Origin of the sequence: Spirosoma arboris (assembly GCF_009754945.1) — a bacterium.
In the GTDB taxonomy this organism is placed as follows: Bacteria; Bacteroidota; Bacteroidia; order Cytophagales; family Spirosomataceae; genus Spirosoma; species Spirosoma arboris.
Window position 1 is genome coordinate 26,669 of sequence record NZ_WPIN01000013.1, and the last position, 26,401, is coordinate 53,069.

Consider the following 26,401-nt stretch of genomic DNA (forward strand, 5'->3'; position numbering starts at 1 on the left):
TTTAATCGATCCAGGTACGTTATCTTTAACGACTCCATCCATCAATCCATGAACCGCCCTATCCACGACTTTTGGATACGCGTCGTCGGTATTAGCTTTCTGGCAACCCTAGCCATTTTAGACGATGACGTGATTCAGCAGCCCCTCACGTCGGAGGGGCTGGCTTCGATTGGCCTCAACGTCGTATCGATTATCCTGATCTGGCATCTGAACCGGGCCATCAATATCTACGGCCGGTACGTTGTGCTGGACCAGCTACACCCTACGTACCGACTGGCCCTAACCCTGCTGGCCTGTATGCTGGCGACTACGCTGTTTTCCTGGTCGGCCGATTTAATCCGGTACAGCTACTCGCAGGGAACGTTTATTGGGTTTCGAGTGGGCGAGCGACCTACCGTGATTCGCCTGGGCAATCATGTGTTCCGATTTAGTCCGAATGGCATCGATTTTTTTCATGCTAACTTCATTGCGCTGTTTTTTGTAACAGTCTATGAGTTAGTGTTTTATCGACTGGATTCGTCGCACTACAAGGCTCAGTTGCTTCAGTCAGAGCAGGAACGCGAGAAACTACGGGTGACCAATATGCAGAGCCAATTGGATGCACTCAAACAGCAAGTGAATCCACACTTTCTGTTCAACAGCCTCAATTCCCTGATTGCCCTGATCCGTAAAAATCCTCGGCAGGCCGAAACCTTTGCCGAAGAACTCAGTTCGGTATATCGCTACATATTACGCGCCAATGAACAGAATCTAACCGATTTAACTACGGAACTGGAATTCATCCATTCGTATGCCCATCTGCTACAAACACGATATGGCGAGGGTTTTGAGTTAACTATTCAGGTAGATCAGCGATTTGGGCGGTACCAACTGCCTCCATTGACGTTACAGCTTTTACTTGAAAATGCAGTGAAGCACAATGTTGTGCTCGCTAGCAAGCCATTACGGGTTGACATTCAGACCGATGAACTAGCGAATCTCCACATCCGAAACAACTTGCAACAAAAAAAGCAGGGTGTTATCTCCAACGGCGTGGGCCTGGCCAACATTATGGCGAAATACGAAACGCTGGGGCAAGCCAAACCGTCGGTGCGGGAAGAAGCTGGGCAGTTTGTGGTGGCCTTGCCCCTAATTCCTGTGTAATACTCGTTTTCGTAACACCTTCTTCAGGCTGCTTTAGGCTGGCTTTACGCTGTTTTGACCATCCTATTGACGGATTCGAACGGCCTATAGGTCCTATTCAGGGCGTCAACAGTTTACTTTACTGACGAAACGAACCTTCTGGCTTACCAGCTGCCCCCTCAACGCTGGCCATGTGATGAACGTACTCCTGATTGAAGACGAAGAATTAGCGGTCTTTCGGTTAACCGAACTCCTGTCGGAAGTGGCTCCACAGGTAAAGATTGTTCAGACCACGCCTAGCGTTGAAGCGTCGGTTGCCTATCTGCAAACGGCTCCTGAGCTGGACTTAATCTTCATGGACATCGAACTAGCGGATGGACAGAGTTTCGAGATTTTTGACCAAACGACGGTTTCAGCGCCAATCATCTTCACTACGTCCTACGATGAATACGCTATCAAAGCGTTTAAGGTCAATAGTATTGATTATCTGCTCAAACCCATCAAGCAGCAGGAACTGGCGGCTAGTCTGGAAAAATATGGGCAACTCAACCGTCGACCCCAAGTCAAATCCGTCCCGGTTGTGGCCATCGATGCCTTAATTCAACAATTACGACAACAGACCCAACCGACTGACTACCGACGTCGTTTTCTGGTTCGGCACCTCTCGCAATGGTTGCCGATCGATGTAGCCGACATTGCCTATTTTCACTATGAAGATCGGGTTACGTTACTTCGCACCTTGAGCGGTCAGAAATATTCACTGGATTACAAACTCGAAGAGCTGGAGGATATGCTCGATCCGTCTCTGTTTTTTCGGGTGAATCGTCAGTTTCTAATCAGTGTCCATTCCGTCCAGCAAATCCATTCGTATTTTCATCATAAACTGAAGCTGGTGTTAAAACCGGTGCCTACCGATGAGGTATTAGTCAGCCGGGAACGCGCCACGGATTTTCGAAAGTGGATGGGCAAATAACCATCTAGTAAGGATTCATCCCAAAATAATCGGTCAGCAACTGATCAAACACTTTAGGACTGGTAACAAGTTGCTCATACGTTTGCCCATTTTTGGTTCGCTTTAGCGAGTGATCTGTTAGTGTTATGCGGCCTTCTTCCGTGATGAGCGTACAGACTTTATTCCGGGTAAAAAACGAGGCAGGTGATGTCTGATGATAGTGACACATCGCATCAAAGGCAGACAGTTCCTGTGGGGTAAGCGTAAACTGATACACATTTTCCCACAAGCCAGCTTCGGTACGTTGAGACAGCATAAACGAACCATAAGCCGGTTGGGTAATTCGATAACAGCCCGTGTGATCTTCCTGAACAGAATCAACAATAAGCCGTAAAGGATACAGCGGAAAACGACGTCCCAAACCGATATCCACCAGATAATCAATCTCGTTTATTTGTACGATCAGCGCTAGATGGTCAAACTCTGGATTGAAGCCAATGCCTGCCGTATAGGTGCGTCCTGACACGCGCTTTACAGTGAAACCCAGTTCAAGGAGCAGTTCATAAAAAAGTCCATTCAACTCGTAGCAAATTCCACCGCGTCGCTGGGTAACGATTTTCTCGAACAGTGCATCGACCGACAAGCGGATAGGAATACCTGCGTGAATCGCCAGATTTTCCAGCGGTATGGCCAGCAAGTGCTGGTAGTGTAAGGTTTGCAGGCTAGCCAAACAGATGTCGGGCCAGCCTACATAACCAATTCGCTTCAGATAAGCGGAGGCATTCATGGCGATTGCAGATTTGTGCTTAATACGAATAGGTAGCGGATAACGAACCCCCAGAATAGTACGTCGTACGTTGTTTGGGCTTACCTTCCGCGTCATACATATAGACGTACGTTTCCCGTCCAATCTCGTTGCCGTCGCGGTAACGCACAATGCGGGTGCGGTAATTATTTGCGTAGAAGGTTACGTTCGGCAGGAAAGGGAAAGCTGCGAACAGGTTCTCTACGTGTTTACCCCGGTCAAAATCAGCATATGTCGTCACGGTTTCGATTCGATAATCGTCCGTACCGGGGATTTTCACCCAATCGGTACAGGTCGTCAGGTTGCCCGATTGGTCATACTGATACGTTTTACGACCTACGTAGCTGTCGGTCATGGATTGGGCGTCAAGCTGCACTAATTGTCCAATAGCGCTGTATTGATACGTTCGTATAAATAGCAGGCGTCCTTTAGCAGAATATTCCTCTACGCGATTAACCTGATTGGTTGGGCTGTATTGATAAAGAAAATAGCCCGCTCCCCGTAGATCGACCCGTTTTAACTGACCATTCGGCTGGTACAAGAATTGATACTCTCGCTGCTGCATCATGCCATTACCACCTAATACAGTTGTCGCCTGATTACGGTAATATATCACTTGATTAGCGGCATCGTATTGCACTTCCTGGTAATCATTGGCGGCATACGCAATGCGAAACGTGCGGAATACTCCAACAGAACCGTCGGTTGTCGTACCACTGCCCGGTTGGGTAGTCGTACTACTATTGGGCTGGGTTGCAGTGCCGCTACCCGGTAGGCTGCTAATGGGGTCGGGCGCTTTCAACAGATCAACATCGTGCTTACAGGCGGTTGTTAGCAGAGCCAGTATGACTAAAAAATAGATTGTTTTCATGATAAGAGGTGTAGCTATGAATCGGTGCGGGTGACTGCGCTAGCGATGGCGAGCGAAGCCACCCACCTAGATTCGTTTATTGTTTGAAGTAGCGAATGGTCCCGTTGGATTGCTCACTTTCGAAGCATGTTTTGCCGTAATAGGTCGTCAGCTTGCCGAACCAGTTGGTGTAGGTGGCCGGATAGAGTTTCTCTACTGCCAGGTCGTGGGCAAATACATCGTTATTGTAGACTTTGCCATTGGCCGGGTAGTACTTGAATTGCATATCACCGTTGCTATCCAGGTCAATTTCGTACGTGCCGTTGGTTTCAACCCGCTGGGTATCTTCTGACGAATACGTAGCCGTCGAAGCGGTTACGATGCTGAAGCCCGTTCCATCGGGGTTGATGTGGAAGACTGCGCCAAAAGCCCAGGCTGGCACGGTATGGCCGTTCGGACTGACTACATTGGTGCTGCTTACCTGCGTGAGTTGCCATTCGCCGACCAGTTCAGCGGGTACGGTTTTGCGTGGGCCATTGCCATATTCATTGGGTCGAAGCCCGTTACCCGGCTGGCAGGCCGTGTTCGTTAGTACTAGGAAGACGAGTACAAGCCAGCTGATCCGGGGAAGCACAAAATGGTAGTGATTCGTAGACCATTTGGTGAGAGCTGCTTTAGCAGCCATTGAGAAAGTACTTGTTGTGAACGTTTTCATATGTGTCCGCTACGCGGTGTTTAATGGTTCAAAAATTTGTCGTTTAACACCACAAACGTAGACAGGCACTGCGGACGGTGGAATCTCAACCGAGTCGAATTGAGGATTGATGAAGCCGAACCGGATGAAAGTCGCGCTTAATCTTTTGGGCGATCACCTTCCCATCCATTCTTTAAAGGACGTGAGTTTCTCCCGGCTTACCACCACATCTTTATCACTATCTGGTTTAAGCTTGAGAGCCAGTCGGTTGCCAAAGTAGGTTTGGATCTGATCCACACTAGTTGCCGAGACCAGAAACGAACGACCCACCCGAAAAAACTGTGCAGGGTCCAGCATCTGCTCCAGCTCATCCATACTGTAATCAACCAGCATCTTCCGGCCATCGAAGGTCCGAATCTGATTCATTCGGTTGTCGGTAAAGAAATAAGCAATCTGATGCGTGTCGACCGAAAGCAGTTTAGCGGCATACTGCACCAGAAACCGCTTTCGATAATCTTTGGGAGCGAGTTGTTTTCGGAGCTCATCCAACAGGTTATTCACACTCACTTCCGAACGTGACCCTTGCTGGCGACCGAACTTATCCAGAGCAGCCCTAAGCTCATCTTTCTGTACAGGTTTGAGCAAATAATCGACGCTATTGACCTTAAAGGCGCGTATGGCATATTCGTCGTAGGAAGTCGTAAAAATGACGGGCGGTTTAACCCCCGTCTGTTCAAAAATCCGGAAACTCTGCCCGTCCGATAGTTCGATATCCATCAGAATCAGATCGGGTGTATCAGGCTGGCCTGCTGCCTGGTGAGCCTGTAGCCAGGCCACCGTTTCCCGGACACTAGTCGTGACTGCTACTACCGTAGCGTCTGGTTCGACGGCAGCCAGCGTCTTGGTCAATTTCTTAGCCGCAATATCTTCGTCTTCAACGAGTAAGATGTTCATGGTATTGGTAAAAAAAGGTTATGAATAAACAGAAACATTGTCCGCCTGAATCAGCGGAATAATAACGGCAAACTGATCGTCGGTTTCGTCAATACGAATATCTCCCTGACCCAGCAGCCGGAATTTGGTCGTGATATTGCGCAACCCGATCTGGGTCGATACTAGGGATTGCGGCTTTTTTTGTAAGTTATTGCGCACGGTCAGCGTACCGTCGGGCTGAGTATGAATGCTGACAGTCAATGGCTGGAATTTATCAATGACATTATGCTTGACGGCATTTTCGACCAGCAGTTGCAGGGTCAGCGAAGGAAGCAGATACGATTCGTAGACCGATTCGATGTCTATTTGCAGATGTAGATTATCGCCGTAGCGAGTTTTCAGCAAATGAAAATAGGACCGGATAAATTGAAGTTCAGTACTGAGATCAATGAGTTCGTGTTCGTTAGCCCGCAGCAGGTAGCGGTATACTTTACACAACTCATTGAGAAAATCTTCCGCCCGCTCGGTATCATCCCCAATCAGGTACGAGAGCGTATTGAGGCTATTAAACAGGAAGTGTGGATTAACCTGTTGCTTTAAGCTGTCCAGTTGGGTTTGCAGATTTTCTTTTTTGAGTGTTTCGGCCTCTTTTTCGGATTTCAGCAGCCGGATGAAATAATAAACGGCTTCTTGTACACCTGCGATAAATACCGTAAAAAGTACCCCGGTTGGCAAGGCATTGGTAAACGCAAATTCCGGATACGGAGCATGGTAACCCGAAACATTCACCAGCAGCATGTCCGTACAGTCAATTAGGACGATGAGTACCCAGCAAACTGGTAACATCAGCGACACGCGCCGTCGGATCTGAGACAGATGCGGGAACCATTTTCGAGACTGGATAATCACCCATCGCAATGACTCCCAACTGGCTGTCCGAATCAGCAGAAATTCCAGGCTATACTTCAATGTAGTCAGCCTGGGGGCTGAGCTAGTAACCCAAAGCTATACAGGTCAACGATTACCAGCAGGCTGATACCCACAACACGAATCCAACGGTAATCGACCTTTTCCACGCGATCAGTAAGAGGCTAAAGTTTAGTCCTGAAATTAGGCCATGATAGAACTAACGACCAGTTAGATTTGCTCGAAGTGCGTGAAAATCAGGCTGAATTGCGTGAATATCAGGTTAAAGTTCCTACTGATGCTGGATGGATTGATGGGGAAATTAATACGGCTAAGCTACAAGTGAAGAAGGTAGCCTTTGTGGCAGGTTTATGGCTGGAATCAGGGTTTTGACTACTTAAAACCACCAGAATGTGGACTCAAATAGGCTTATCCTCAATTCGAACAGAACCCCTATCGAACTGACTGATGCGTCTGCCAACTTTGTATCGCCGGACGGCAAAACAGTCTCTCTCCGGCAATAAACTTTATTCTTTCAACCAAAAACAGTAAACACCGTGTACAGTCAAATTCTCCGTCGTGCTTCCCTGGCAGCCTTGCTGCTCGTTGGTTCACTCTCTGCCTGTAAACAACAGGCTACCGAAGTTAATCCTGCTCCCGCTCCTGTCAGCGAATTGTCCAGCCGCGTTTCTGGCCAATACACGCTCAAACAGGTAACGGCAAACGGTCAAGTCTACTCCGCCGACGACGCTGATCTGAAGGGCGGTGCCAAGATCAGTCGTGTCAGCGCCACCAGCGTAAACCTGGATCTAGACATTAATACGCTCTCGACGAACGAAGCCGTCATGAACGGTTCGGTCTCTGGCCTTACCTTAACCGATGCTGGTAACGACGAAGTGAACCTGGTTAAAGGTTCGGACACGATTGGTAAAGGCAGCTCCAACAAATTGACACTGAACGTAAAAGGTGGTGATGGCGTAGCATATGGCTTAATTATGACCAAATAAGTAGTGTTGGTTTAGCCAACTTTTCCAAACCTGAGTCCTCGTCTGGTCAAAACGAGGACTCCGTGTGTTAACTGGTAATGGTAGCGTTCTTATAAGTTTGTAAAAAGAATTTTGCAACATCTTTAACGTATACTACAGATTAAGCTTCGGTGGCCGGTACCGTAACGGCAGACCGTACTGGTGCGGGAACACTGGAGAGCTATTAAACTAGTAGGCTGCCATTGTAAAAGGAAAATTCTCTCAAAACCCTCCCAAAAGAGACGAAGAGAAATTTGCGTATCTGTAATTGGGGCGTTTTCTGAAACGGTAATTAGCATGAAGTTTCGTATTTTGGCCATCACGTAACCTAAAGACAGTTTTATTAACTCTTCTAAGGTAATGGTGAAGTAGCGGCAGAGCTTCTGCCAACTATTCCAGGATACAGAAGGGAGAAAGCTATCCTAGGTATACTTTCTAAAATCGCGACATAATCAAGTTTACTTTTCGCCCTGCTAAAGATTACTCCCTATTAATTTTAGAAAGCTCCCGTTGAAATACGGGAAGCCCGCGACCATAGACGAATACCATCAACCATGAAAGAACCCCATTAAGCAATCCTGGATTACTATATCGTGCCTTTCACGGGTCGGCATAAAACGGGCTTCCCTATTTAGTTATATATCTGGTCCAACAGGTGATTAGAGCTGATGGTTGTAAAACACAAAGTCTCCTCCTTGGCTCACTCCCTTCATAAACGCCACCGTTGATTCAGAATAAGATCCACTCAGTTCCATACGGTTTACGGTCCAATCCACCGTATATTTTTCGGAAAGCGGTTTAATCGCTTCAAGATGGCTCAAGAAAGCGGCTTCATCTTTATAGGCTTCAATGATCAGGCATTCGTAGCTATCCGCCTGATGATACGTAACATGCGTGAGCACATTCTCCGAACCTTCCTGCTGAACGATCTTTTTTACTTCATTGACCATTTGTGTGAAGCGCTCCCAATCGGTAGGGCTTATCGTGACTTGGGCATGGAGTCGAACGATTGATTGATTTGACATGGCGGGGGATCGTTTTAGGGTTTAACAATGATTTTACCGACCGTATTCTTGGTTTGAATCAAGGCGTGCGCTTTTGCCATTTCTTCCAGAGGGAATATTGAGGAGATGTGCGTCTTTATAGCACCCGAAGCCAGTAAGGCGGCTATCGCCTGCATATCGCGCAGGTAGCTTTCCTCCGGATGTCTCACGTTTACCCGGAGTACAGTCACATCCTTTTCTGCCTTGGCTCGCTCAATAAACTCGGGGTCAGGATATACAATCAGGCTTAACAGGGTTCCGCCCGGCTTCAAGGCTTTTAACGAGCGCTCGATATGCCGTTCGTCGTCACTCCAAACGGTATCATGCACCAGGTCGGCGTCGGTGATGATTTCTTCGAACCGTTGGGTTTCATAATCAATGAACTCATCGGCCCCTAGTCCTAACACAAACTCCCGGCCGGATGCGGCTGAGACGCCAATCACATAAGCCCCGAAATGTTTGGAAAACTGAACGGCATAATGACCAACTCCGCCTGAGGCACCGTGAATGATCACTTTGTCACCTTTTTTCAACTGGCCGTGGTCCATAATAGAAACCCAGGCGGTTAGGGCGGCCATCGTTGCACCAGCCGCTTCTTCAAACGAAACATTGGCTGGTTTTAAGACCATTTCGGCTTCCGGTGCTGCTACGTATTCAGCGTAAGCGTTAGCCTGACCCACAAACTTAAAATTGCCAAATACTTCATCCCCTTTTTTAAAGCGGGTAACCGCGCTGCCTGTTTCGACAACAACGCCCGCCACGTCCCATCCGAGGATAATATGCTCTTCGGTGCCTTTGTATTGGTAGACCCAGTCCAGGGCTTCTTTGGTTCTTCGGACAAAAGCGTCCACTGGATTGATACCAATGGCTTTTACCTGCACTAATACTTCGTTCTCGGTAATGGCCGGTGTTGGGATGTCGATCAGCACTAGGTTTTCGGGTGCGCCGATTTCTTTTAATACGATTGCTCTCATTTTTCTTTGTTTTATGAGGCAAAAGTAGCGGCCCGGACAAGGAGGGATTTTGTTTAAACTGTCATTCTGGTTTGTTCAACATGTCAATGAAGAATCAGAAATTAAACGGTGTGGGCTGAATCAGCTTTTGTAGAAAATTCTCAGCTGCTTGATTCGAGCTTTAACCCGTTTATTGTTCATCGGCTCAAAGCGCACTACCTCGACATTATTCTTTCTAACCAATATTCGGAATGGTTGGCCCATTTTGCGGGTATGATGATAGATGGCTTCGAGCTCGGCCAAATCCTCAAACCAGGCGGCCATTCCATAAAGCGAGGCAAATGGCGTCTGCTGAAGGGCTTTGTAAACGTCCGCGGCTGAGTCGATGGGTGCCGACCCCGTTCGGAAGCGGGTCTTTTCTAATAATGGATGGACAAACGTATTAACCGGACGATTCATCGTAGACCAGATATTTTTTGTAAACGTAGTCGGTTCAGCCAGTGCTTCGCTGGTTTTGGGATGAGGTGTAATGCTTAAAACGGCATCGACCACGTGGGTCGCTTCATGGAGTAAAACATATTGAATAGCATCCGATGTCCCCGCTTCAACCCGGATGGTAAAGACCGAATCAGTTGACTGGTTAAAGGATGTATATTCTTTCTTAGTGGCCCATTCCGAAACGGTTTCCCCTAAAATGCCTGCCCGAAAGGTTATGTTATACAGTTTTGTCGAATCGGAACTTTCCACCGGAGAGGTCAGCGCGTTATTGGGCATATTATCCATGAAGCTAACGCTTTGCAAATGCGCTTTCAGAATTTTCTGATGGAGAGGAGGCAACACGGCAAAGGCTCGCTCAACCTTTTCCTTTTCGGCTTCGGTTAATTCATGGTTTATCGGCTTCATCCCTGCCTCCCGAAACATCCTAAAAACAGCCTCTGGGGCTACCGAGATACGTTTCCCGGGTTCACCGTTGAGCGGTTGGGCTACTGTTGGAGCTTGAATGATCAGTGAGGAGAACAGGAATAGAATGAGTTTAAAAAGCCGTTGAATTAGGTATCGTTTAGTGTTAAATCGACTCGCTGGGTGCATATCCAAACTGTTTTTTGAACGCGAAGGAGAAGTGGGATAGATTTTCAAATCCGGTTTCCAGATAGACGTCAACTGGTTTTTTATGGTTTTTAGCAATCTGAAAACGAGCCAGTTCAAGCCGTTTATGGGTCAGCCATTTTTGGGGCGTCATCTGAAAAGTCTTCCTGAAGTCGCGATTGAAGGTGGATAGGCTTCTGCCCGTGAGATAGGCAAATTTCTCAAGCGGTATATTGAACATGAAGTTCTTCTCCATAAACGCCACCAGATCCAGTTTGCCGGGGTCGGAGAAATCCGTCAGGATAGCATCGGCATTCTTACTGATTGATCGAATGATTGAAATAGCCTCTTCTATTTTCAGTTGCGCGATGGTAAGCGGGAGTTGGTCCTGTAAGTTAAAATAAGGGATGACGGACGCAAAAAAACTGTCCAGCAGTGGATGCGACCCAAGCGGTTGGGTTTGACCGGAATAGTGCAGAGGTCTGGTAAACGTTGTTTTCGAGTAATATTGCTGCAACTGGGCGGTAGTGAGTGCCAGCACAATAGCTTTATAGGGCTTTCCATCCCGGGGCTTTTTGATGACCGAAGAAAGCTGATGGCGAGGAAACAAAATCGTATCGCCTGGCAGAAAGGTGTAGGATTGATCAGCCTGTACCACTTTCATTTCCCCCGATAAGATCCGAACGAACGAATGGAAATCGAGAACGATCTCGTCTTTAAAAATAGCCTCTTCGGTCACAGCCCAAATCATGTTGGCAAACCGGTTTTCATGCTTTGTGGCCATACGTAAACTGCGTGATCTCAGTTAAATGACTGCCTGAATGCTAGGGGCGAAACGTTGGTTTTCTTTTTAAACAGTTTGTTGAATGATTGCGGATAGTCAAAACCTAACTGATAGGCAATCTCTCGAACTGTCAAATTCGTGGTGGATAGCAATTCCTTGGCTTTTTCCATCAATTTGTTATGAATGTGCTGCTGCGTGGTTTGGCCGGTGATGCTACGGAGCATATCGCTTAAGTAATTCGTGGAAATGCCTAATTGCCCGGCGATGAACTGCACTGTAGGCAATCCCGAAGCTAGTGCTTTTTCATCTGTAAAATACTCGTTTAACAAATTTTCCAGCCGGATTAGCGTTTCATTACAGGCAATTTTTCGCGTGATGAATTGCCGATTATAAAACCGGTTACAATACTGCAAAAGCAGTTCGATCTGGGCGATGATGATATCCTGACTAAACTGATCAATGTTGCCCTGGTATTCTCGTTCAATATTGTTGAAAATGCCATCCAGGATTTCTTCTTCCTGCTCGGACAAATGCAAGGCCTCGCTTACTTCATAGGAGAAGAAGCCATAGTTCTTGATCGTTTTTGCTAATGGATAACCGGCCAGAAAGTCAGGATGGAAGTTCAGGGCCACTCCTTCCTGCAATTCAGTTTCACCTTCTTCGTGGGCTAGCACCTGGTTAGGCGAAAAGAACGACATGGTGCCGGAATCATAGTCATAATACCGCTGACCGTATTTGAACGTGCCGGCATCCCTTTTAATGGCAATACAGTAAAATCCAATGACCATATTGCCGGTCCAGCCTGCATTGGCGTTAGGCACTTCATTCAACCTAAAAACCGAAACCAGTGGATGTTTCGGTTTGGGCAGCCCTCTCAGCTTGTGGAGGGCTGAAATAGAGTCTATATGGATCGATGTGTTTTTCATTGCTACTTATCCGCTTAAATTGTCGCTCGCATGAGCGCGTCTTTCATCGCTTGTCCATACGCCCTGGCATCGGTTTCTTTATGCTGGGCCACCAATTCGGCGTGCAGCTTCAGACCGAGGCTAAGTCTTTGGGGCAACGAGAAACGCTCCACCTTAGATAGCCATTCGAGCAGTTCCTCTTTAGTTACATTTGTACAATAGATCGGCGAACCCGGCTGTTGTCGCCAGGAGTCTGCTATTGTACCAGCATCATGAGGTTCGTAGCCCAACTGATCGACTAGGGTTGCGATCCGTTGTTTGGCCTGGACATCATCGCCCGAAATGGGCAAGGCAATCCGGCCAATTGTACCTTTGGGCATCGACAGGGCGTCCAGGGAACGCCAGTTGATGGAGTTGAATACCTTGATGATCGGGTATCCTATCTGCTTTTCAACCCATTCGCTTTCTGTTAACCCGTTTTCAATGTCATCAATAACGCCATCACGGATTGGATAGTAATTCCCCACATCAACAACAATGGTCCCGTTTCTCACGGTTCGAAACAAGCCGTTTGGCAGATTAACGATGTTTTTTTGTGGAATGACGAGAAACACCACATCGACATTCTGCACGACCTCATCAACGGTAACAGCTTGTGCGCCTATTTCATTGGCAAGCGGTTGAAGCGTTTCAGGCCCACGCGAGTTCGTCATTTTCACGTGATGGCCTGCGGCTACTAGTTTTCGGACGAGCACTTCGCCAATAAGGCCGACACCGATAAATCCGAATTGGAGCGTTTCCATCTCTGTTGAATTACAGCGTTGCCATATCTATCACAAAGCGGTAGCGAACGTCGCCTTTTTCCATGCGCTCAAAGGCTTCATTGATGTTTTTGATGTCAATGAGTTCAATGTCGGAAACAATATTGTGTTCGGCACAAAAGTCCAGCATATCCTGGGTTTCTTGCAAACCGCCCGAACCCGATCCGGTGATGGCTTTATTACCTACTACTACCGAAAAGGAGGAAATTTCCCAGGGCTTTGCGGGTAAACCGACATTGATATAGGTACCATTTGTTTTCAGTAAGCCGATGTAGGGATGAATGTCGTGGTCGGCTGAAACGGTGTCGATAATGAAATCGAATGAGTGAAATACCGATTTCATCTGGGCTTCGTCTTTAGAGACAATGAAATGGTGCGCTCCTAATTGGTTGGCAGACGCTTCTTTACTGGCCGATGTACTGATGACGGTTACTTCGGCGCCCAGGGCAAGACCGAACTTTACACCCATGTGCCCTAAACCACCCAAGCCGACGATGGCCAGTTTGTGCCCGTTGCCCACCTTCCATTTTCGCAGGGGCGAATACATGGTGATACCCGCGCACAATAAGGGGGCCGTGGCAGCCAGATCAAGTTGGTCGGAGATGCGGAAGGCAAAATCTTCGTGAACGACAATATTGTCCGCGTAGCCACCGTAGGTTACCTGTCCGTCTTTACCCACTCCGTTGTAGGTATAGACCACTTGCTGTTCGCAGAAGTTTTCGTGCCCACTTTTACAGTCGGCGCACTCCCGGCAGGAATCGACCATAGTGCCCACTCCCGCGTAGTCGCCGATGGTGAATTTGTGGGCCTGAGGGCCTACCGCCTTTATTATACCGACAATTTCATGCCCCGGCACCATAGGGTAGATGCCTGGGAACCAAGTGTCTCTGGTGAAGTGGATGTCGGTATGGCAGACGCCACAGAATAAAATCTCAATTTGCACGTCGTGTGCGTCGAGTTCTCGACGCTCAAAATTCCAGGGAGCTAACTCTGCATTCACTCGCTGCGCTGCATATCCTTTTGTGGCGATCATACTGCTTTGTGTTAAAACAGCACAAAATTGGGTAACGGGCAGCAGAAGGAGTTGTCCAAATCTCAGAAAGGAGTATCCAAAATTGATCAGGCAAGAAATATGGTTTACTTGATAAGGAGCAGTCTCCACCTGGTGTGTGAACCATGATTTCAGTAAACAATTTTTTCTTAATGACACTTGCTTTCACGAATTACACAATCTCAGAAAATGCTCGTTGCGAGGAATGTCGGGCTGATTGTTTTACCAGAAGCTGGATGGTCAAGTCCGCTTTACTGATCATAGTGGAAGAGATTACTAAACAATCTCCCAGAAATATACCTAACCGCCCTTTAATTGTGTAGCACTTTACCTCTACACTTCCAGGTACTTACTCAACTGGAACCCGCTACTTGACCGCTGGTGCTTTCTTTGGCCCTAAGAAGGCCTCTTTTTATTACCTGGCAGCCCGGCCCACTTGTTTACGCATTAGTGGATGAGGGGTATCTAAATTTTTTTTGCTATATTTGAATATTCAAATATAATAAAGTTAATACATGGATAGTCCACTGCATCGGTATAAAGCCGAGTTTTTCAAAACCCTGGGACACCCTCTCCGACTGGCCATATTAGATGCACTACGCTCAGGGCCCTTGTCGGTTACCGAATTACAAGCGGTTACCAAGGCCGATCAATCCATGCTTTCCCAGCATTTGTCCCGGCTCCGGAATATGAATTTCGTCACCGCTCGCCGGGAAGCAACAACCATCTTTTATCAGGTACATGACCAAGAGATTTATCAATTTCTGGATCTGGCCCGCCAGATCTACGGGCGCCAGTTAAAGCGTTCAGAAGACATATTGACCGAGTTGAATCAGGCTTAACGCCCCAGACCTGCTCGGAAATATTGCTTAAGGTATTTAGCCCATGAATGGACACACTGTTTTCCAAAAAAATCAATCCCCTATTCCGGGTGGAACATCGCATCCATTGTTTTTGGAACAGGCTGTGCTGCACGAGCTAAAGCACTACCTGCCGGCGCAGGCTCCGCTGAAAGACTTTGTTCACCATAATCCTTTACATGGCTTTCAGCATCAACCCTTCGAGCGGGCTATTCAGCAGGCGGCTGAAGTAGTGGGCTACCGTGTCTTGTTTTCCCTGGAACAGTTTCGCTCGTTATATGCCGCCGGGCGAATTTCGGAGTCCTTACTGAAGGCCGTATTAATTGAACGAAAAGGGGCTCGTCAACAGGAACTCTGGACGTTTAACCTGCTCCGAAAAACGTATCCTGCGTTGGATGCCCCCCGAATTGGGCGGTTACGGGAGGGGTGGAAATTGTACTACCAGCTGGATATGGATGCCTTGGTCCATCCAGTTCTATTTCGATTACTGGGCAACTTTCTGGATCAGGGTATTGCGGTGTCGGCTTTCCCCTATCGACATCTGGATTTTCTGTCGGCTGTCCGGGCCATGGAGCAGAGTAGTCTGGTCAGTCTGTTTCACTCAAAACGAGTCCGCCGTCTTTTCCATTCGAACGCGTATACCATCCGGGATTTACTGACCCTGCTGGTTGGGCAGGAATCACTTTATAAACAATACCTCTTTGATCAGCAGTTGGCCCACCCAGGCTGGTCGGGTATGGTGGCGGTGATTGAGCATCAGCCTCAGTCGTTACTCGACCCCAGACGCATTTCCCTCCAGGAAATGATCATGCTGGAGTTGCTGCTCGAACTAGATGCGCTGGATACCCGATTCGGTGAGCATTGGCAACCCTTAGGCCAGTACAACGTCAAACCATCCATCGACCTGTTCGCCCCCATCGTACCGACAGAGCAGTGGGAAGTCCTTTGCCTCTGGCAGCAGGCCTATGAGTGGAGTTATTACGATCAGGTATTGGCGGGGATTCAATCGGCCGCTGCCGAATCCGTCTTACCGACCAAAAGTTTCCAGGGTATTTTCTGTCTGGATGATCGGGAATGTTCGCTGCGACGCTATCTAGAAAGCCTGGACTCAACTTGTGAAACCTTTGGCACGCCGGGATTCTTCAACGTTGCGTTTTACTTTCAGCCCCAGGGAGCAAATACCTACACGAAACTTTGCCCCGCTCCCGTTACGCCCCGTCACCTGATTAAAGAATTGGGAGGAGCCGGTAATTGGCCCAAAAGCATTCATTTTACCAAGGCTTCCCAAACCTTACTACGCGGGGTTGTCATCAGCCAGACCGTAGGCTTCTGGTCGGCCCTCCGACTTTTATTGACGGTCGTTCGACCGGCGATGAGCCCAGGGATGGCCTCCTCCTATCAGCACATGCAACCCGGTTCCCGCCTGACGGTGGAACAAACCTCTGTGCGCCAGGAGAACGGCTTACAGATAGGCTTTACCCTCGACGAGATGGCCGAGCGGGTAGAAGGCTTACTCACCAGCATTGGCCTGGTCAAGGAGTTTGCCCCGATCGTGTACGTGATTGGCCACGGAGCCAGCAGCGTAAATAATCCGTACTATGCCGCCTACGATTGTGGAGCCTGTTCGGGTCGCCCCGGATCGGTCAATGCGCGGGTCATTTGCCAGATGGCCAACCATCCGAACGTGCGCGACCGGCTACGACATAAGGGCATCATCATTCCCGCCGAAACACAGTTTTTGAGTGGGCTTCATGACACCACCCGCGATGACATTTGCTTCTATGACGAAGCCTTGTTGTCGCCCGCCAATCAGCAACGTCATCAGCAGCATATCGCCTTATTCGAACAGGCACTGGATCAAAATGCGAAAGAACGGTCCCGGCGGTTTGACTCCATCGATAGCCAGCTGAGTGCAGCCACGATTCATGCCCAGATTCGTCGACGATCCGTATCGTTGTTTGAGCCTCGTCCCGAACTCAATCATGCCACCAACGCCGTCTGTCTGATCGGGCAGCGCAGCCTGTCGAGGAATTTATTTTTAGACCGTCGGTCTTTTCTCAATTCCTACGATTATCGGCTTGATCCAACGGGGCAGGCCTTAGCGCGTATTGTGCAGGCGGCTACGCCGGTTTGTGGCGGTATTAACCTGGAATATTTCTTTTCCCGGGTCGATACCCAAAAGCTAGGGGCGGGTAGCAAACTGCCCCATAACGTAATGGGCCTGATTGGTGTGACCAATGGGGTTAATGGCGACTTGCGGCCTGGTTTGCCAACCCAAATGACGGAAGTCCACGACCCGGTTCGGCTCTTGATGGTCATTGAACAGACGCCCGATGTCGTCCTGAAGGCCATTCAACAGGCACCCCAGACCTACGAATGGTTTCTGAACGAGTGGGTTCACCTGGTCGTCGTCCATCCCCACACGCGGGTTCTTAATCGGTTCAAATCGGGACTATTCCAGCCCTACCAACCCCGTCAGAAAAGGGTAGAGACGATTACTGACCTACCCGCGTTGGTGGCTTCCGATCCGACCAATCTGCCGGTGTTTCAACTTGCCCAACACGCCTGAACCGATGGAGCAGCTACTGCCTCTTTTGATCATTATTCCCCTGGTCGGCCTCTTCATCGGGGTCTGGATAAACCCCTCCAATGAATCCGCCATTGCCTGGACGGCCATGACTACCGTTGGTCTTCATTTACTGTTTATGGTAGGCTTTGTGGCCTATTGGGTGTTTCACCAACAGCCATCGCTCACCCTGACCAGCCTCGAACTGGTTGCCACGAACGACTACCGCTTCGGGCTGGATTTTTACGTTGACCGGCTTACGGCAGTTTATCTGCTGGTGGGGGCTTTACTAGTTCTGTTGGTGGTGATCTACAGCCGGTATTATTTACACCGCGAGCGTGGGTACAAGCGCTTCTTTTTGACCACGCTTTTCTTTTACCTGGGCTATGTCCTGATTGTGGTGGCCGGGAATCTGGAAACGATGTTTATAGGCTGGGAGGTAATTGGTCTCTCATCGTTTCTGCTGATTGCGTTCTATCGAGGCCGCTACTTACCCGTCCAGAATGCCCTGAAAGTCTTTTCGGTGTATCGGCTGGCGGATGTGGGCCTATTGCTGGCTATGTGGATGAGCCACCATCTCTGGCACGAGACGATCACGTTTGCTCAAATGACTAATTATGAGCGGGTGCATACTCAGTTACAAACCCATAGCGGGCTTGATGTAGTTGTTGGCGGCATGATCCTGTTGGCCGCCATCACCAAATCGGCTCAGTTTCCTTTTTCGGCCTGGCTCCCCCGAGCCATAGAAGGCCCAACCCCGTCGAGTGCTATTTTTTACGGATCGCTGTCGGTGCATATCGGCGTTTTCCTGCTCCTGCGAACGGCACCGTTGTGGGAGCAACAACCAGCCATTCGACTGTTGATGGGGGGAATCGGTCTATTGACCAGCTTGATGGCGACGGGGATTGCCCACGTTCAGGCTTCCATCAAGAGCCAGATTGCGTATGCCTGTATTGCTCAGATTGGGATTATGTTTCTGGAAATAGCTCTAGGCTTTCCTACCCTGGCCCTCATTCATTTTGCGGGACACGCGTTTCTGAGGACCTATCAGCTGCTGGTATCGCCGTCGATTGTCAGTTATTTGATCCGGGGACAAGTCTACAATCCGGTTCCAATGACCTCTACCAGCATGTGGCCTAGGCGCTTAAGAGACACCTGGTACGTATGGAGCCTACAGGAATGGAACCTGAATACCCTACTATACCAACTGCCGCAGCGAGGAATCAACTGGCTGGGGCAGCACCTGTCGGTCTTATCCCCAAACCGGGTCATGGGGCTGGGCCTACCGCTCTACGGCATCGGTTTATTGGGCGCTTACCATCAGGAGATCATTCCGTCTCAATTAAAGCACTGCCTAGCTATCTTCTTCGCACTGATTGGATTACTATTCGTTTTGCGTTCCTTCACCAAGCGAAAAAATGGATGGCTGAGTTGGCTCTTGGTGGTGATGAATCCGTTCTGGGTTGCCCTGGCCGTGGCCTACAATGAGGCCTTTTCGGTTGGTCAGGTTCAACTGTATCTGAGCGGGGTTGCAATGGCTGGCCTAGTGGGGGCTGGTTGTCTTCGTTGGCTCTTATCAACGGAGGGTCGCCTACCACTGAGTCCGTATTCGGGTTATGCGTATCCCTATCCCAAGCTGGCTTTCGGATTTTTATTGTGCTGTCTGGGCGTAGCTGGCTTCCCCATTACCCCAACTTTTGTCGGGGAAGATGTACTGTTCAGTCACATCCATCCCCATCAGGCAACGCTGGCTAGTTTGGTTGCAATGAGCTTTATTTTAAACGGCCTTTCGACGATTCGCCTATACGCCAGGATCTTTTTAGGTCCCTGGCCTGATACACCCTATGGTACAGCCCATCGGTCCTCATGATGGGCTCGTAGCCATGTACCTTCATGACCAACGATCTTTTTTTTCGCTAACCCCATACATATGGAAACTATTTATAAGCGACTTACCCATCAGGTTTTAACCCAGGGAATTGTTCGTTCGACAGTCCTCCAACCAACGGCTGACCTTCGGCTGGATCTGGCCTATCGCCCCTCCGATATCAGTGAACTGGCCAGCTTACTAGAGCGAGAACTGAACCTGTCGATCCCTACTGAAGACTACACTCGCTTCACGACCCTCTATGAATCAGCCAGATACCTGAAGGAGCGGCTTCAAACGCCTTAGTAACCGACCATCCGTTGGCTAGTTGTCCTGATTCACATTCGTTTTTTAGTACTCACTATTTTTTCACAAATTATTTTTTTTGTCTTATGAGTCATCCCATCTATTCAGAAATTCCCGATACGTCTGACTTAACCTACTGGTCGATCAAAGCACAAGACGGTCAACTGCGTTGCGTCACGTTTGTGCCCCGCGATAAGGAGTTACACCAACAGCTAAAGCGCAAGGCATGGGCGGCTAAGGCGCCAACAGCCCGAAATCGAAAGCACTAAGTTTACAGGGAGGTAGGATACGTTTGTGATTTGGTAGTTTGTCAGACGGTGCAGGCAACCTCACCGGACTTACCCTATACCCTGTTTATAAGTACACAGCCGTGGGTTTAATCTCATTAAACTGTTAGGTTCGCTGTTGAGACAAAACACAGATTCATGGCTGGCCTTTGTCGCTAAAAACCAAGACCTTTCAATAGGTAGCGGGGCGAGCTATTCAAAAAACTAGGTATAGACCTATCGATGCGATACAGACCCCGCTACCCTTTGAGTGCAGAACAGGGAACTCATAGGAATTGAGGCACCAGGCCTACTATCGCTCCCAAACGAGACGAACGCATTATCATGCCTCTATTTCAAGAGTGGGGCTTTTCAAGAGACAAATTGGAGTTTCAGGGGGGGCAATTACCATTGGTCAACCCTCCGGAATCTCCAATTACTGCTAACAAGTGAAAATAAGGGCCAGTTGGGCAGTTAAAATTCGTCCCATCGAGGTTGCTTCACCGTACAGAAAAATTGATCGGCAAATTATAAAAGCAATCCACCGCTTGACCATCTACTTTGCCAGGAACCCAATTTGGCATACTGGCGACCAGTCGTATCGCTTCCGCATCGATCTCAGGGGACACCCCCTTTAAGACCTTCACCTGCTCAATGCCACCCTGTTTAGTAATTAGAAATCGAATAAAAATCCCGTCCGGCTACTCCGGCTGCCTGGGCTGCTTTCGGATACCGTAGATTTTCACTGATATACTGACCCAGTTTACTCATGCCGCCCGGAAATTCGGGTTGTTGTTGGACAACTGTGTACAGCACACGATCAGGCGTTGAACTGGAATCTGTTTGAACCGTTTGGGCTTGAAGAGGCAGCCATAATGCTGTTAGAACCAAGGTCGTTAGAAGGGACGTATACATGGCATTGCTGGTTTTACAAGTGCATATAGGTTAGCCAAATTACAAACTATTTGGCTTCATACTCATCTACGATTAATCTCATGAAATCCTCCCATCTGAGACGAAGGAGCGTTCATATATAAACCCAATAAATGTGGTGTTTACCGAAACGGTCGCTCGAAGCATCCCAACTCCACTGGTACCTTCATAGTATACGACAGAGTATGTGTACTTTTCAGTAAAATAATGACCGATGCCTTACCGGAAGTACTATTTTTTGCCCGAAACGCGCGCCAAATACTGGGACTATTTCTTGCTTTCAGCCCAAGTCTTATTAGCTTGGACGCTATTGCGGTATGGATGGGCAAAGCTGAATGATCAACAGTTTGGGGTGAATGAAAAGGTCTTGAATATGCCCCTCAAAAGTGTTGGACTCTTTAAGCTTTCATGGTATCTGGCAGATCACGAGCCGTTTAAATCATTCATTGGTGTTTCCCAGATTGTCACGGGGCTACTCATGCTTTGGCCTAAAACAGCCCTGATCGGCACACTACTATCGATCCCTATTTGGCTTAATATTTTGTTTTGGGATATGACGTTTATGGAAGGTTTTACGGATGCTTTCCAGTTTCGTCTCAGTTACTATTTAGTACTCAGTGGGCTAATCATATATCACTACCGAACCCATTCGTATCCGGCTCTACGCTCGCTCTATATAGCGGATATTAAAATCACTTACCCAGTCTGGACATACTTTCTATTACCAATTATGGCCGTTGGCGTTGAGGTTATTGGTGGCCTTCTGAGGTGGATTCTCTAGCTATATTTGCTGCTTGTATAGCAATTATAGCAATCTCAAATAATGCTCATTTGAAGTTGCACTAGCTACTGAAATTAATCAATTTTACAATCGGTTTATTGTCAACGACTTATCCCTTTAGAAAAATGGCCAAGAAACCCTATACAACCATGCTGCTTGCTACCGTATTCCTCTTGCTAGGCCTAGTGGGAATCGCTGCTTTTGTGGTGGCATTCCAGGCTTGGCTAACCACTACCGGAACCTCTTCCTTAGCAGCCCTATTCACCTTGGGCTGGAGTGTTACCTTCCTCGCCACTGCCGTCCTCATTTGGCTTCGATCTCGGCGTGCTGCGTTGGTTTTCCTGGCAGCGATAGGCTTCCTGTTATTTCTGGCCTCGTACATTTTCCCCGGCGCTCAGCTTCTTCTCCTCCTCCCTTTGTTTGGCTTCATTCTTCTTTTGGCTTTTCTGGGCTATCAGCATCTCCAACGTGCAGGTAGTAAGACCACCTAACAAGTGATACAAGCTGACCAAGGGTTGTTCCGACTTTATGGAGATGTCTGCGAAAAGCTTGCCTAGACTAGCGTCGCATAAAAACGCTCCTACACGATACAGCTTTATACACAACTGGTGTAAACGATGGCAAGTCGAGCGCGTCGGATGGCCGATGCCACTCCGAGACGAACCGTCGGTGCCGAACCATTCCTTAGAACTACCCGACTAGAGCCCTACCTCATAGAATTCATTCCGATACATCGGAGGGCGATGGCGGCTTCGTGTTATCTAAGCGGGCATAACTGAAGAATTTTTGCCGACCCGCATACCGAGGATTCGTGCCCGTTCTAACCGGTGAAAACGAAAGATGGTGGGCAAACAACGATTCAATCGTATCGGCGATGGCTTGTACTTCATCCGCACTATCTCCCTCAAGGCGTATCTGTACCATGTTCTGACTAATTAGCTCGGGCTTCTTAGCAATAGCTGTTAATTGCTGGTCAACACCAACTGGGCTAAGTCGTGATAGACAGCTTCGTCTTGTCGAAACCGGTCATTCATGGATAGATTGGCCTGGGCGGTAAACAGCGTATAATTGATCGCATTATAGAGCAACCACACATTCGATTCACTTTCCAGCAGGCGTTCCTCCTCCCCCATGCGGGTCATCGCCTGGCGGGCTAACATTTTGGGTAGCTTCGCATCGACCAGCAATTGTTCGGCTTGTTGTTTGTCGACTCGTTGCTGGGCCATCTGTTTATAAATGTCCAAGGTCAAACCCGTATCCTGCTTGAGAAACTGAGCGACAACCTGTTCCAAATACTGCTCAAAGAGGTCTAAGTCCAGCCCTTTATGATGAAACTTCCGGGATAAGGTCTGCTCCTGCTGCTGCCCTTTTAGGTGCTGGTAGGTATAAGCGGCCTGGAAGCTCGTTTTGATTTCCTTGGCTTCCTTGTACTTTTTGGGTTTTCCTTTGAGTAACCAGTTTAGGTATTCATCCAGGTTCATGAACTCATCGGACCAACCCATCAGGCCATTACTGCAAACCTGGCGGTAATAACTAATGCGCATCCGAGCTTCCTGGTAATGCTCGACGGTGGTGGTGTTGACCACGGTTGCCTGCACTTTGAAAGGCATTTTACCATTGTAGGAGTTATTAAACACCAATGATCGGGTTAGTGTATCGGTTTGTTTGCCAATCTGAAAACGCTCGCCTTGCGTGACAACGTTAATGGCAAATTCGCCATTAGCTGTAAAGCGTACATCCAGTAGGTAATCTGAGATGAGTCGATCCACGACCTCACGCAGCAACGAGTTTGGGATGATACTGTATTCATTGCTTTGGGCGGCATAGACGATGGGTTTGCGGCCGGATGGTTCACCAATAATGAGTTGTTGCCGATCGGTGGCCGCGATTTCATAATCGGGCAGAATGTCGGAAAAGGGCACTGCTTTAATGGGAAAGCAGATGTCGTCCCACTGAGACGATGCGGATGGGCGATTACTGACAGCTGGCATAATTAGTAGTTGTGTTTTTGTAATTACAAATTTACAATTACTATTTAATAACTACTTAAATATAACTATTTTTTTGTAATTACAATCCTATTTATACGCCTATCAATCTTCGATTAGATCACTTTTATCCTGATTTTCAGGGAATACGGTTTGATCTACCGGCATTTTCTGCATCGTTAGGGCTGTCAGTTCTACCAGGCTGATTTTAAGATAAGTCGCAATATCCCAGATTACAGACAGTGTTGGATTCTTAAGCCCTCGCTCAATTCGTGAAATATAGGTTCGATCAACTCCACATTGGTCTGCTAACTCGTCCTGAGTTAAGCCTTTACTTAATCGCTCCTGCTTAACGGCTTTCCCAAAAGCAATCGAAATAGGACTACTACCGGGCATATAACATACAATTTAGCAACACTACGATACCATTATTATTCACTTATCGACCGAATATAAATACTGGCTTTACCAAAACTGACTTTATCTGGGTAGGTCTCCAATTCTCGATCAATCAATTTATTATCGTAAGCAACCGGGCGAGTTATATATTTGGTGTCGATAAAGATAATATTGAGCCGCTCACTAATGGCCCCCCCTTCTTCGGCCCGTTGGGTATGCTTTAGTAAATGTTCATTAGCGGTTCCTGTCTTGAGTTGATCGGCATCTTCAAAGAAGCGAAACGAGCAGTACCAGTACCGATAATAATGTTCGTAATTGGAGGTGCAGAACTGAAACTGATCTGGTGTCAGTTGGATTGCCCGCAGTAAATTATCAATCTCTAGCAGTTTGCGGTTCTGGCCAGGTGTAAGTTGATCTAAAAATGAACGGGCATAGAGTTCATCCCGCTGCTGTCTTAAAATAGTTAAGGCGGTTTCAGCTTTGACGTCCCTGTCGATTTGATACTTATGCTTATTGTAAAAGGTTAGGGATATGGCTGGCCGCTCGAAATTGACGAGCTTAAAATTTTTATATGGCCTGCCCGGTCGATGATACGGTCGAAACAACTCCATGTGACTGGCGGGTACAAAATAAAATTCTAAGTCGGTCTCATTTGGTAAGGCACTGATCTGATGGATCATGGGTTGCAAATCGACCTTACAGGTATTGAGTACGAGTCGGATGGCTGGTAAAGGCAGTAAGTCGGATTGTTTCGCTTTAGCCATGGCTCAAATTTTAGTATTGGTTAGCAAAAATAAGCATTACTATTTACCTGGAAGGGAAATAGTTGATATAATTTCCAACTTTCTCCCCTATTATATGATCAGAAATTACCCTTTTAATTTTTTGATCCTTATCAAAACCTATTTTTTGACTATAAATTGCTAATAATCAGTACATTATTAAAGTTAAAACCTTTTTCGTTATCACTCAACATTCACAAATACGTCAGATTTTACCAGTCAAAACATTTAATTTTAGATATAACTAATCAATTTTAAGTTCTGCAAAGGATATATAGTTACATAATGTTTAAAAAAGATTACTAATTCTTTTAAGCACCCCACTTCGAAACTCCTTAAAGCTAATAATATAAAGATATAACATATTGATCAATTATTATCTAACTTACTAAAAGTTAGCAAGTTAGATAATAATAAGTACTGTTTAACAGGTGCTATTACAAGTTTTAAGGTGGATTTTCTAACTTTTAAGTATGGCCTACTAAAATACACACTACTATCGCCTTTAATTATGTGAGAAAAACAAGTTCATGGATGTGTTTTTAACTCAATTACAAGTTCTAAGGTGAAAATTAATGTTGTTGCTAAAATCTATCATTAATAAATAAAATCCCATCACTAGATTACTAATAATAAACCACTTTTTTACTAAAAATCTCTTTAATCCTTATAACAATTAGCATTTTGGGAGTTTATCACTACTGTATTTTAGGGTTAAAAATACATTTATAAAGTTTGCTTCTGCAACTGACGAGCATATTCTATAATTTCGTCGCAGACCTGGTTTAAATCGACATTCTTTGTATTCAACTTATTAATTAGCTGATTAAGCCTCTGTTTCAACTCCTCAGTTTTGACAGCTTTTTCATTTTTTACAGTTCGGCGGGATTTAGTAATATTACCTTGTTGCTCCTCGCCTTGTTTAACAGCATTTTCTAGCTCATCTTGATTCAAAATTGGCGCAGGAAGATTACCTAGCTTTCCCAGTTGTTGTACTAAAATTTTATCTACTTTTAGCCTTCCCGATAATATTTCCTGTTTGAAAGTTGGATCTAATAGCTCTAACCCTTGAGCATATGCCGCATCACGTTTAATGGTTTTTTCACTAACATTAAACTGTTTGCCAAGTCGATTAGCTGTTGTTTGCTGGCCCTCTCCTCCTATTTCTAGATCATCATTTTGAATCCCCTTTATGCCCTCTGACTCATAAAGGTCATTCTGACCCTTTTGATTATCCCTACTGTATTTACCTTTTTCCTGCTTTTCCCGTAAATATCGGAGGCCTCGCAAATAGGACACCTGCTCAGGAGCCAAATTACGCCTACCAAGTTGATTATCAATCATAAAGAACTTCACCTGTTCAAGCGAAGGGAAGCTCATTAGATGTACTTTAAAATCTAAATGATGTTTCTGACAAATAGCATATCTATTGTGACCATCAATAAGAATATAGGCTGTGGCAGTCGTTCCTAAATCTGGGACATTATCGCCTGTTGTCTCCCAGACAAGAAGTGCTTCTCGACAACCATTCTGTAATATGTTTTCCTCTAACTGCTTATACTCATCTGATAACAGTGGGGGTATGTAGGCCGCAAGCTCAGGTAAAACGATAATATGTTGTTTAATGTCTTCATGACGCAGTAAACTTTGATCTTTTATCATTGTTTTTGCATCCAAGCCTAACTGATATTTCTTTGCCATGAATAGGTCAATATAAAGGGAT

General features: G+C 47.1%; 30 protein-coding genes. 11 read left to right on the forward strand and 19 right to left on the reverse strand.

The genetic code is table 11. The annotated features are described in order from the left end of the window. The first annotated feature begins 48 nt into the window (after positions 1-48). Positions 49-1,143, forward strand: coding sequence for a sensor histidine kinase (locus tag GO755_RS27685; protein WP_157588566.1), 1,095 nt, complete (start codon positions 49-51; stop codon positions 1,141-1,143). A gap of 175 nt (positions 1,144-1,318) precedes the next feature. After that, a complete protein-coding gene (locus tag GO755_RS27690; protein WP_157588567.1) occupies positions 1,319-2,095 on the forward strand; it encodes a LytR/AlgR family response regulator transcription factor in 777 nt (258 codons plus the stop codon). Positions 2,096-2,099: 4 nt separating this feature from the next. Here the strand turns inward: GO755_RS27690 and GO755_RS27695 are convergent, their stop codons facing one another. From GO755_RS27695 to GO755_RS27715, 5 genes are all read right to left on the reverse strand, one after another. Further along, positions 2,100-2,957: an arylamine N-acetyltransferase family protein gene (locus GO755_RS27695; protein WP_198174954.1), complete on the reverse strand. Its 858-nt coding sequence runs from the start codon at positions 2,955-2,957 to the stop codon at positions 2,100-2,102. Beyond that, complete coding sequence (locus tag GO755_RS27700; RefSeq protein WP_157588568.1) at positions 2,881-3,750, reverse strand: hypothetical protein; 870 nt, start codon at positions 3,748-3,750, stop codon at positions 2,881-2,883. The genes GO755_RS27695 and GO755_RS27700 overlap by 77 nt, the downstream gene beginning before the upstream one ends. 76 nt (positions 3,751-3,826) lie before the next feature. Then, positions 3,827-4,444, reverse strand: a complete 618-nt coding sequence (locus GO755_RS27705; protein ID WP_157588569.1) for a hypothetical protein — start codon at positions 4,442-4,444, stop codon at positions 3,827-3,829. Positions 4,445-4,597: 153 nt separating this feature from the next. Further along, positions 4,598-5,377 carry a LytR/AlgR family response regulator transcription factor gene (locus tag GO755_RS27710; protein ID WP_157588570.1) on the reverse strand — a complete coding sequence of 260 codons (780 nt, stop codon included), beginning with the start codon at positions 5,375-5,377 and terminating at the stop codon, positions 4,598-4,600. A gap of 18 nt (positions 5,378-5,395) precedes the next feature. Further along, positions 5,396-6,325 carry a sensor histidine kinase gene (locus tag GO755_RS27715; protein WP_157588571.1) on the reverse strand — a complete coding sequence of 310 codons (930 nt, stop codon included), beginning with the start codon at positions 6,323-6,325 and terminating at the stop codon, positions 5,396-5,398. A gap of 174 nt (positions 6,326-6,499) precedes the next feature. Between GO755_RS27715 and GO755_RS27720 the strand changes: the two genes are divergently transcribed. Together GO755_RS27720 and GO755_RS27725 are read left to right on the forward strand one after the other, a co-directional pair. Continuing rightward, positions 6,500-6,655 (forward strand): hypothetical protein, encoded by a 156-nt coding sequence (locus tag GO755_RS27720; protein WP_157588572.1) that lies wholly within the window; start codon positions 6,500-6,502, stop codon positions 6,653-6,655. 164 nt (positions 6,656-6,819) lie between these two features. Beyond that, positions 6,820-7,269, forward strand: a complete 450-nt coding sequence (locus tag GO755_RS27725; protein WP_157588573.1) for a hypothetical protein — start codon at positions 6,820-6,822, stop codon at positions 7,267-7,269. Positions 7,270-7,946: 677 nt separating this feature from the next. On the opposite strand, the gene GO755_RS27730 is transcribed toward GO755_RS27725, so the two are convergent. The 7 genes from GO755_RS27730 to GO755_RS27760 all read right to left on the reverse strand — a co-directional run bounded on the left by GO755_RS27730 (position 7,947) and on the right by GO755_RS27760 (position 13,912). Next, complete coding sequence (locus GO755_RS27730) at positions 7,947-8,312, reverse strand: hypothetical protein (protein ID WP_157588574.1); 366 nt, start codon at positions 8,310-8,312, stop codon at positions 7,947-7,949. A 14-nt stretch (positions 8,313-8,326) separates the two neighbouring features. Continuing rightward, positions 8,327-9,304 carry an NADP-dependent oxidoreductase gene (locus tag GO755_RS27735; protein ID WP_157588575.1) on the reverse strand — a complete coding sequence of 326 codons (978 nt, stop codon included), beginning with the start codon at positions 9,302-9,304 and terminating at the stop codon, positions 8,327-8,329. A gap of 120 nt (positions 9,305-9,424) precedes the next feature. Beyond that, positions 9,425-10,372 carry a hypothetical protein gene (locus tag GO755_RS27740; protein ID WP_227687111.1) on the reverse strand — a complete coding sequence of 316 codons (948 nt, stop codon included), beginning with the start codon at positions 10,370-10,372 and terminating at the stop codon, positions 9,425-9,427. Next, positions 10,350-11,153, reverse strand: coding sequence for an AraC family transcriptional regulator (locus GO755_RS27745; RefSeq protein ID WP_157588576.1), 804 nt, complete (start codon positions 11,151-11,153; stop codon positions 10,350-10,352). Before GO755_RS27745 ends, GO755_RS27740 begins: the two co-directional genes overlap by 23 nt. Before the next feature lie 17 nt (positions 11,154-11,170). Continuing rightward, positions 11,171-12,079, reverse strand: a complete 909-nt coding sequence (locus tag GO755_RS27750) for a helix-turn-helix domain-containing protein (protein WP_157588577.1) — start codon at positions 12,077-12,079, stop codon at positions 11,171-11,173. A gap of 14 nt (positions 12,080-12,093) precedes the next feature. After that, positions 12,094-12,861 (reverse strand): NADPH-dependent F420 reductase, encoded by a 768-nt coding sequence (locus GO755_RS27755; RefSeq protein WP_157588578.1) that lies wholly within the window; start codon positions 12,859-12,861, stop codon positions 12,094-12,096. Between the two features lie 10 nt (positions 12,862-12,871). Continuing rightward, complete coding sequence (locus GO755_RS27760; RefSeq protein WP_157588579.1) at positions 12,872-13,912, reverse strand: NAD(P)-dependent alcohol dehydrogenase; 1,041 nt, start codon at positions 13,910-13,912, stop codon at positions 12,872-12,874. Between the two features lie 533 nt (positions 13,913-14,445). Between GO755_RS27760 and GO755_RS27765 the strand changes: the two genes are divergently transcribed. The 5 genes from GO755_RS27765 to GO755_RS27785 all read left to right on the forward strand — a co-directional run bounded on the left by GO755_RS27765 (position 14,446) and on the right by GO755_RS27785 (position 19,798). Then, a complete protein-coding gene (locus tag GO755_RS27765) occupies positions 14,446-14,772 on the forward strand; it encodes an ArsR/SmtB family transcription factor (RefSeq protein ID WP_157588580.1) in 327 nt (108 codons plus the stop codon). A 43-nt stretch (positions 14,773-14,815) separates the two neighbouring features. Beyond that, positions 14,816-17,359: a YbcC family protein gene (locus GO755_RS27770; protein ID WP_157588581.1), complete on the forward strand. Its 2,544-nt coding sequence runs from the start codon at positions 14,816-14,818 to the stop codon at positions 17,357-17,359. Positions 17,360-17,363: 4 nt separating this feature from the next. Beyond that, a complete protein-coding gene (locus GO755_RS27775; RefSeq protein WP_157588582.1) occupies positions 17,364-19,226 on the forward strand; it encodes a proton-conducting transporter transmembrane domain-containing protein in 1,863 nt (620 codons plus the stop codon). A gap of 60 nt (positions 19,227-19,286) precedes the next feature. Then, entirely contained in the window at positions 19,287-19,529 is a 243-nt protein-coding gene (locus tag GO755_RS27780) for a hypothetical protein (RefSeq protein WP_157588583.1), read from the forward strand. Positions 19,530-19,615: 86 nt separating this feature from the next. Beyond that, positions 19,616-19,798, forward strand: coding sequence for a hypothetical protein (locus GO755_RS27785; protein WP_157588584.1), 183 nt, complete (start codon positions 19,616-19,618; stop codon positions 19,796-19,798). Between the two features lie 497 nt (positions 19,799-20,295). Here the strand turns inward: GO755_RS27785 and GO755_RS42215 are convergent, their stop codons facing one another. Together GO755_RS42215 and GO755_RS27795 are read right to left on the reverse strand one after the other, a co-directional pair. Continuing rightward, complete coding sequence (locus tag GO755_RS42215) at positions 20,296-20,442, reverse strand: energy transducer TonB (protein WP_394351047.1); 147 nt, start codon at positions 20,440-20,442, stop codon at positions 20,296-20,298. Positions 20,443-20,461: 19 nt separating this feature from the next. Further along, complete coding sequence (locus tag GO755_RS27795) at positions 20,462-20,710, reverse strand: hypothetical protein (RefSeq protein WP_157588585.1); 249 nt, start codon at positions 20,708-20,710, stop codon at positions 20,462-20,464. A 232-nt stretch (positions 20,711-20,942) separates the two neighbouring features. Here GO755_RS27795 and GO755_RS27800 point away from each other — a divergent pair, with 232 nt between their 5' ends. Both GO755_RS27800 and GO755_RS27805 read left to right on the forward strand, forming a co-directional pair. Continuing rightward, complete coding sequence (locus GO755_RS27800; protein ID WP_157588586.1) at positions 20,943-21,509, forward strand: hypothetical protein; 567 nt, start codon at positions 20,943-20,945, stop codon at positions 21,507-21,509. A 125-nt stretch (positions 21,510-21,634) separates the two neighbouring features. Then, complete coding sequence (locus GO755_RS27805; RefSeq protein ID WP_157588587.1) at positions 21,635-22,000, forward strand: hypothetical protein; 366 nt, start codon at positions 21,635-21,637, stop codon at positions 21,998-22,000. A 229-nt stretch (positions 22,001-22,229) separates the two neighbouring features. Here GO755_RS27805 and GO755_RS27810 read toward each other — a convergent pair whose 3' ends face one another. The 5 genes from GO755_RS27810 to GO755_RS27830 all read right to left on the reverse strand — a co-directional run bounded on the left by GO755_RS27810 (position 22,230) and on the right by GO755_RS27830 (position 26,379). Continuing rightward, a complete protein-coding gene (locus GO755_RS27810) occupies positions 22,230-22,433 on the reverse strand; it encodes a hypothetical protein (RefSeq protein ID WP_157588588.1) in 204 nt (67 codons plus the stop codon). 38 nt (positions 22,434-22,471) lie between these two features. Then, positions 22,472-23,500, reverse strand: coding sequence for a hypothetical protein (locus tag GO755_RS27815; protein WP_157588589.1), 1,029 nt, complete (start codon positions 23,498-23,500; stop codon positions 22,472-22,474). A 102-nt stretch (positions 23,501-23,602) separates the two neighbouring features. Then, a complete protein-coding gene (locus tag GO755_RS27820; protein WP_157588590.1) occupies positions 23,603-23,893 on the reverse strand; it encodes a helix-turn-helix domain-containing protein in 291 nt (96 codons plus the stop codon). A gap of 35 nt (positions 23,894-23,928) precedes the next feature. Then, positions 23,929-24,660: a hypothetical protein gene (locus GO755_RS27825; RefSeq protein ID WP_157588591.1), complete on the reverse strand. Its 732-nt coding sequence runs from the start codon at positions 24,658-24,660 to the stop codon at positions 23,929-23,931. Positions 24,661-25,404: 744 nt separating this feature from the next. Next, positions 25,405-26,379: a ParB N-terminal domain-containing protein gene (locus tag GO755_RS27830; RefSeq protein WP_157588592.1), complete on the reverse strand. Its 975-nt coding sequence runs from the start codon at positions 26,377-26,379 to the stop codon at positions 25,405-25,407. Positions 26,380-26,401 lie beyond the last annotated feature (22 nt).

Excerpts from the sequence above, each read along its gene's own strand:
- GO755_RS27685 (WP_157588566.1), top strand. The coding sequence starts at position 49 with ATGAACCGCCCTATCCACGACTTTTGGATACGCGTCGTCGGTATTAGC.
- GO755_RS27690 (WP_157588567.1), top strand. The coding sequence starts at position 1,319 with ATGAACGTACTCCTGATTGAAGACGAAGAATTAGCGGTCTTTCGGTTA.
- GO755_RS27695 (WP_198174954.1), bottom strand. The coding sequence starts at position 2,957 with ATGACGCGGAAGGTAAGCCCAAACAACGTACGACGTACTATTCTGGGG.
- GO755_RS27700 (WP_157588568.1), bottom strand. The coding sequence starts at position 3,750 with ATGAAAACAATCTATTTTTTAGTCATACTGGCTCTGCTAACAACCGCC.
- GO755_RS27705 (WP_157588569.1), bottom strand. The coding sequence starts at position 4,444 with ATGAAAACGTTCACAACAAGTACTTTCTCAATGGCTGCTAAAGCAGCT.
- GO755_RS27710 (WP_157588570.1), bottom strand. The coding sequence starts at position 5,377 with ATGAACATCTTACTCGTTGAAGACGAAGATATTGCGGCTAAGAAATTG.
- GO755_RS27730 (WP_157588574.1), bottom strand. The coding sequence starts at position 8,312 with ATGTCAAATCAATCAATCGTTCGACTCCATGCCCAAGTCACGATAAGC.
- GO755_RS27735 (WP_157588575.1), bottom strand. The coding sequence starts at position 9,304 with ATGAGAGCAATCGTATTAAAAGAAATCGGCGCACCCGAAAACCTAGTG.
- GO755_RS27740 (WP_227687111.1), bottom strand. The coding sequence starts at position 10,372 with ATGCACCCAGCGAGTCGATTTAACACTAAACGATACCTAATTCAACGG.
- GO755_RS27745 (WP_157588576.1), bottom strand. The coding sequence starts at position 11,153 with ATGGCCACAAAGCATGAAAACCGGTTTGCCAACATGATTTGGGCTGTG.
- GO755_RS27750 (WP_157588577.1), bottom strand. The coding sequence starts at position 12,079 with ATGAAAAACACATCGATCCATATAGACTCTATTTCAGCCCTCCACAAG.
- GO755_RS27755 (WP_157588578.1), bottom strand. The coding sequence starts at position 12,861 with ATGGAAACGCTCCAATTCGGATTTATCGGTGTCGGCCTTATTGGCGAA.
- GO755_RS27760 (WP_157588579.1), bottom strand. The coding sequence starts at position 13,912 with ATGATCGCCACAAAAGGATATGCAGCGCAGCGAGTGAATGCAGAGTTA.
- GO755_RS27765 (WP_157588580.1), top strand. The coding sequence starts at position 14,446 with ATGGATAGTCCACTGCATCGGTATAAAGCCGAGTTTTTCAAAACCCTG.
- GO755_RS27770 (WP_157588581.1), top strand. The coding sequence starts at position 14,816 with ATGAATGGACACACTGTTTTCCAAAAAAATCAATCCCCTATTCCGGGT.
- GO755_RS27775 (WP_157588582.1), top strand. The coding sequence starts at position 17,364 with ATGGAGCAGCTACTGCCTCTTTTGATCATTATTCCCCTGGTCGGCCTC.
- GO755_RS27780 (WP_157588583.1), top strand. The coding sequence starts at position 19,287 with ATGGAAACTATTTATAAGCGACTTACCCATCAGGTTTTAACCCAGGGA.
- GO755_RS27785 (WP_157588584.1), top strand. The coding sequence starts at position 19,616 with ATGAGTCATCCCATCTATTCAGAAATTCCCGATACGTCTGACTTAACC.
- GO755_RS27795 (WP_157588585.1), bottom strand. The coding sequence starts at position 20,710 with ATGTATACGTCCCTTCTAACGACCTTGGTTCTAACAGCATTATGGCTG.
- GO755_RS27800 (WP_157588586.1), top strand. The coding sequence starts at position 20,943 with ATGCCTTACCGGAAGTACTATTTTTTGCCCGAAACGCGCGCCAAATAC.
- GO755_RS27805 (WP_157588587.1), top strand. The coding sequence starts at position 21,635 with ATGGCCAAGAAACCCTATACAACCATGCTGCTTGCTACCGTATTCCTC.
- GO755_RS27810 (WP_157588588.1), bottom strand. The coding sequence starts at position 22,433 with ATGGTACAGATACGCCTTGAGGGAGATAGTGCGGATGAAGTACAAGCC.
- GO755_RS27815 (WP_157588589.1), bottom strand. The coding sequence starts at position 23,500 with ATGCCAGCTGTCAGTAATCGCCCATCCGCATCGTCTCAGTGGGACGAC.
- GO755_RS27820 (WP_157588590.1), bottom strand. The coding sequence starts at position 23,893 with ATGCCCGGTAGTAGTCCTATTTCGATTGCTTTTGGGAAAGCCGTTAAG.
- GO755_RS27825 (WP_157588591.1), bottom strand. The coding sequence starts at position 24,660 with ATGGCTAAAGCGAAACAATCCGACTTACTGCCTTTACCAGCCATCCGA.
- GO755_RS27830 (WP_157588592.1), bottom strand. The coding sequence starts at position 26,379 with ATGGCAAAGAAATATCAGTTAGGCTTGGATGCAAAAACAATGATAAAA.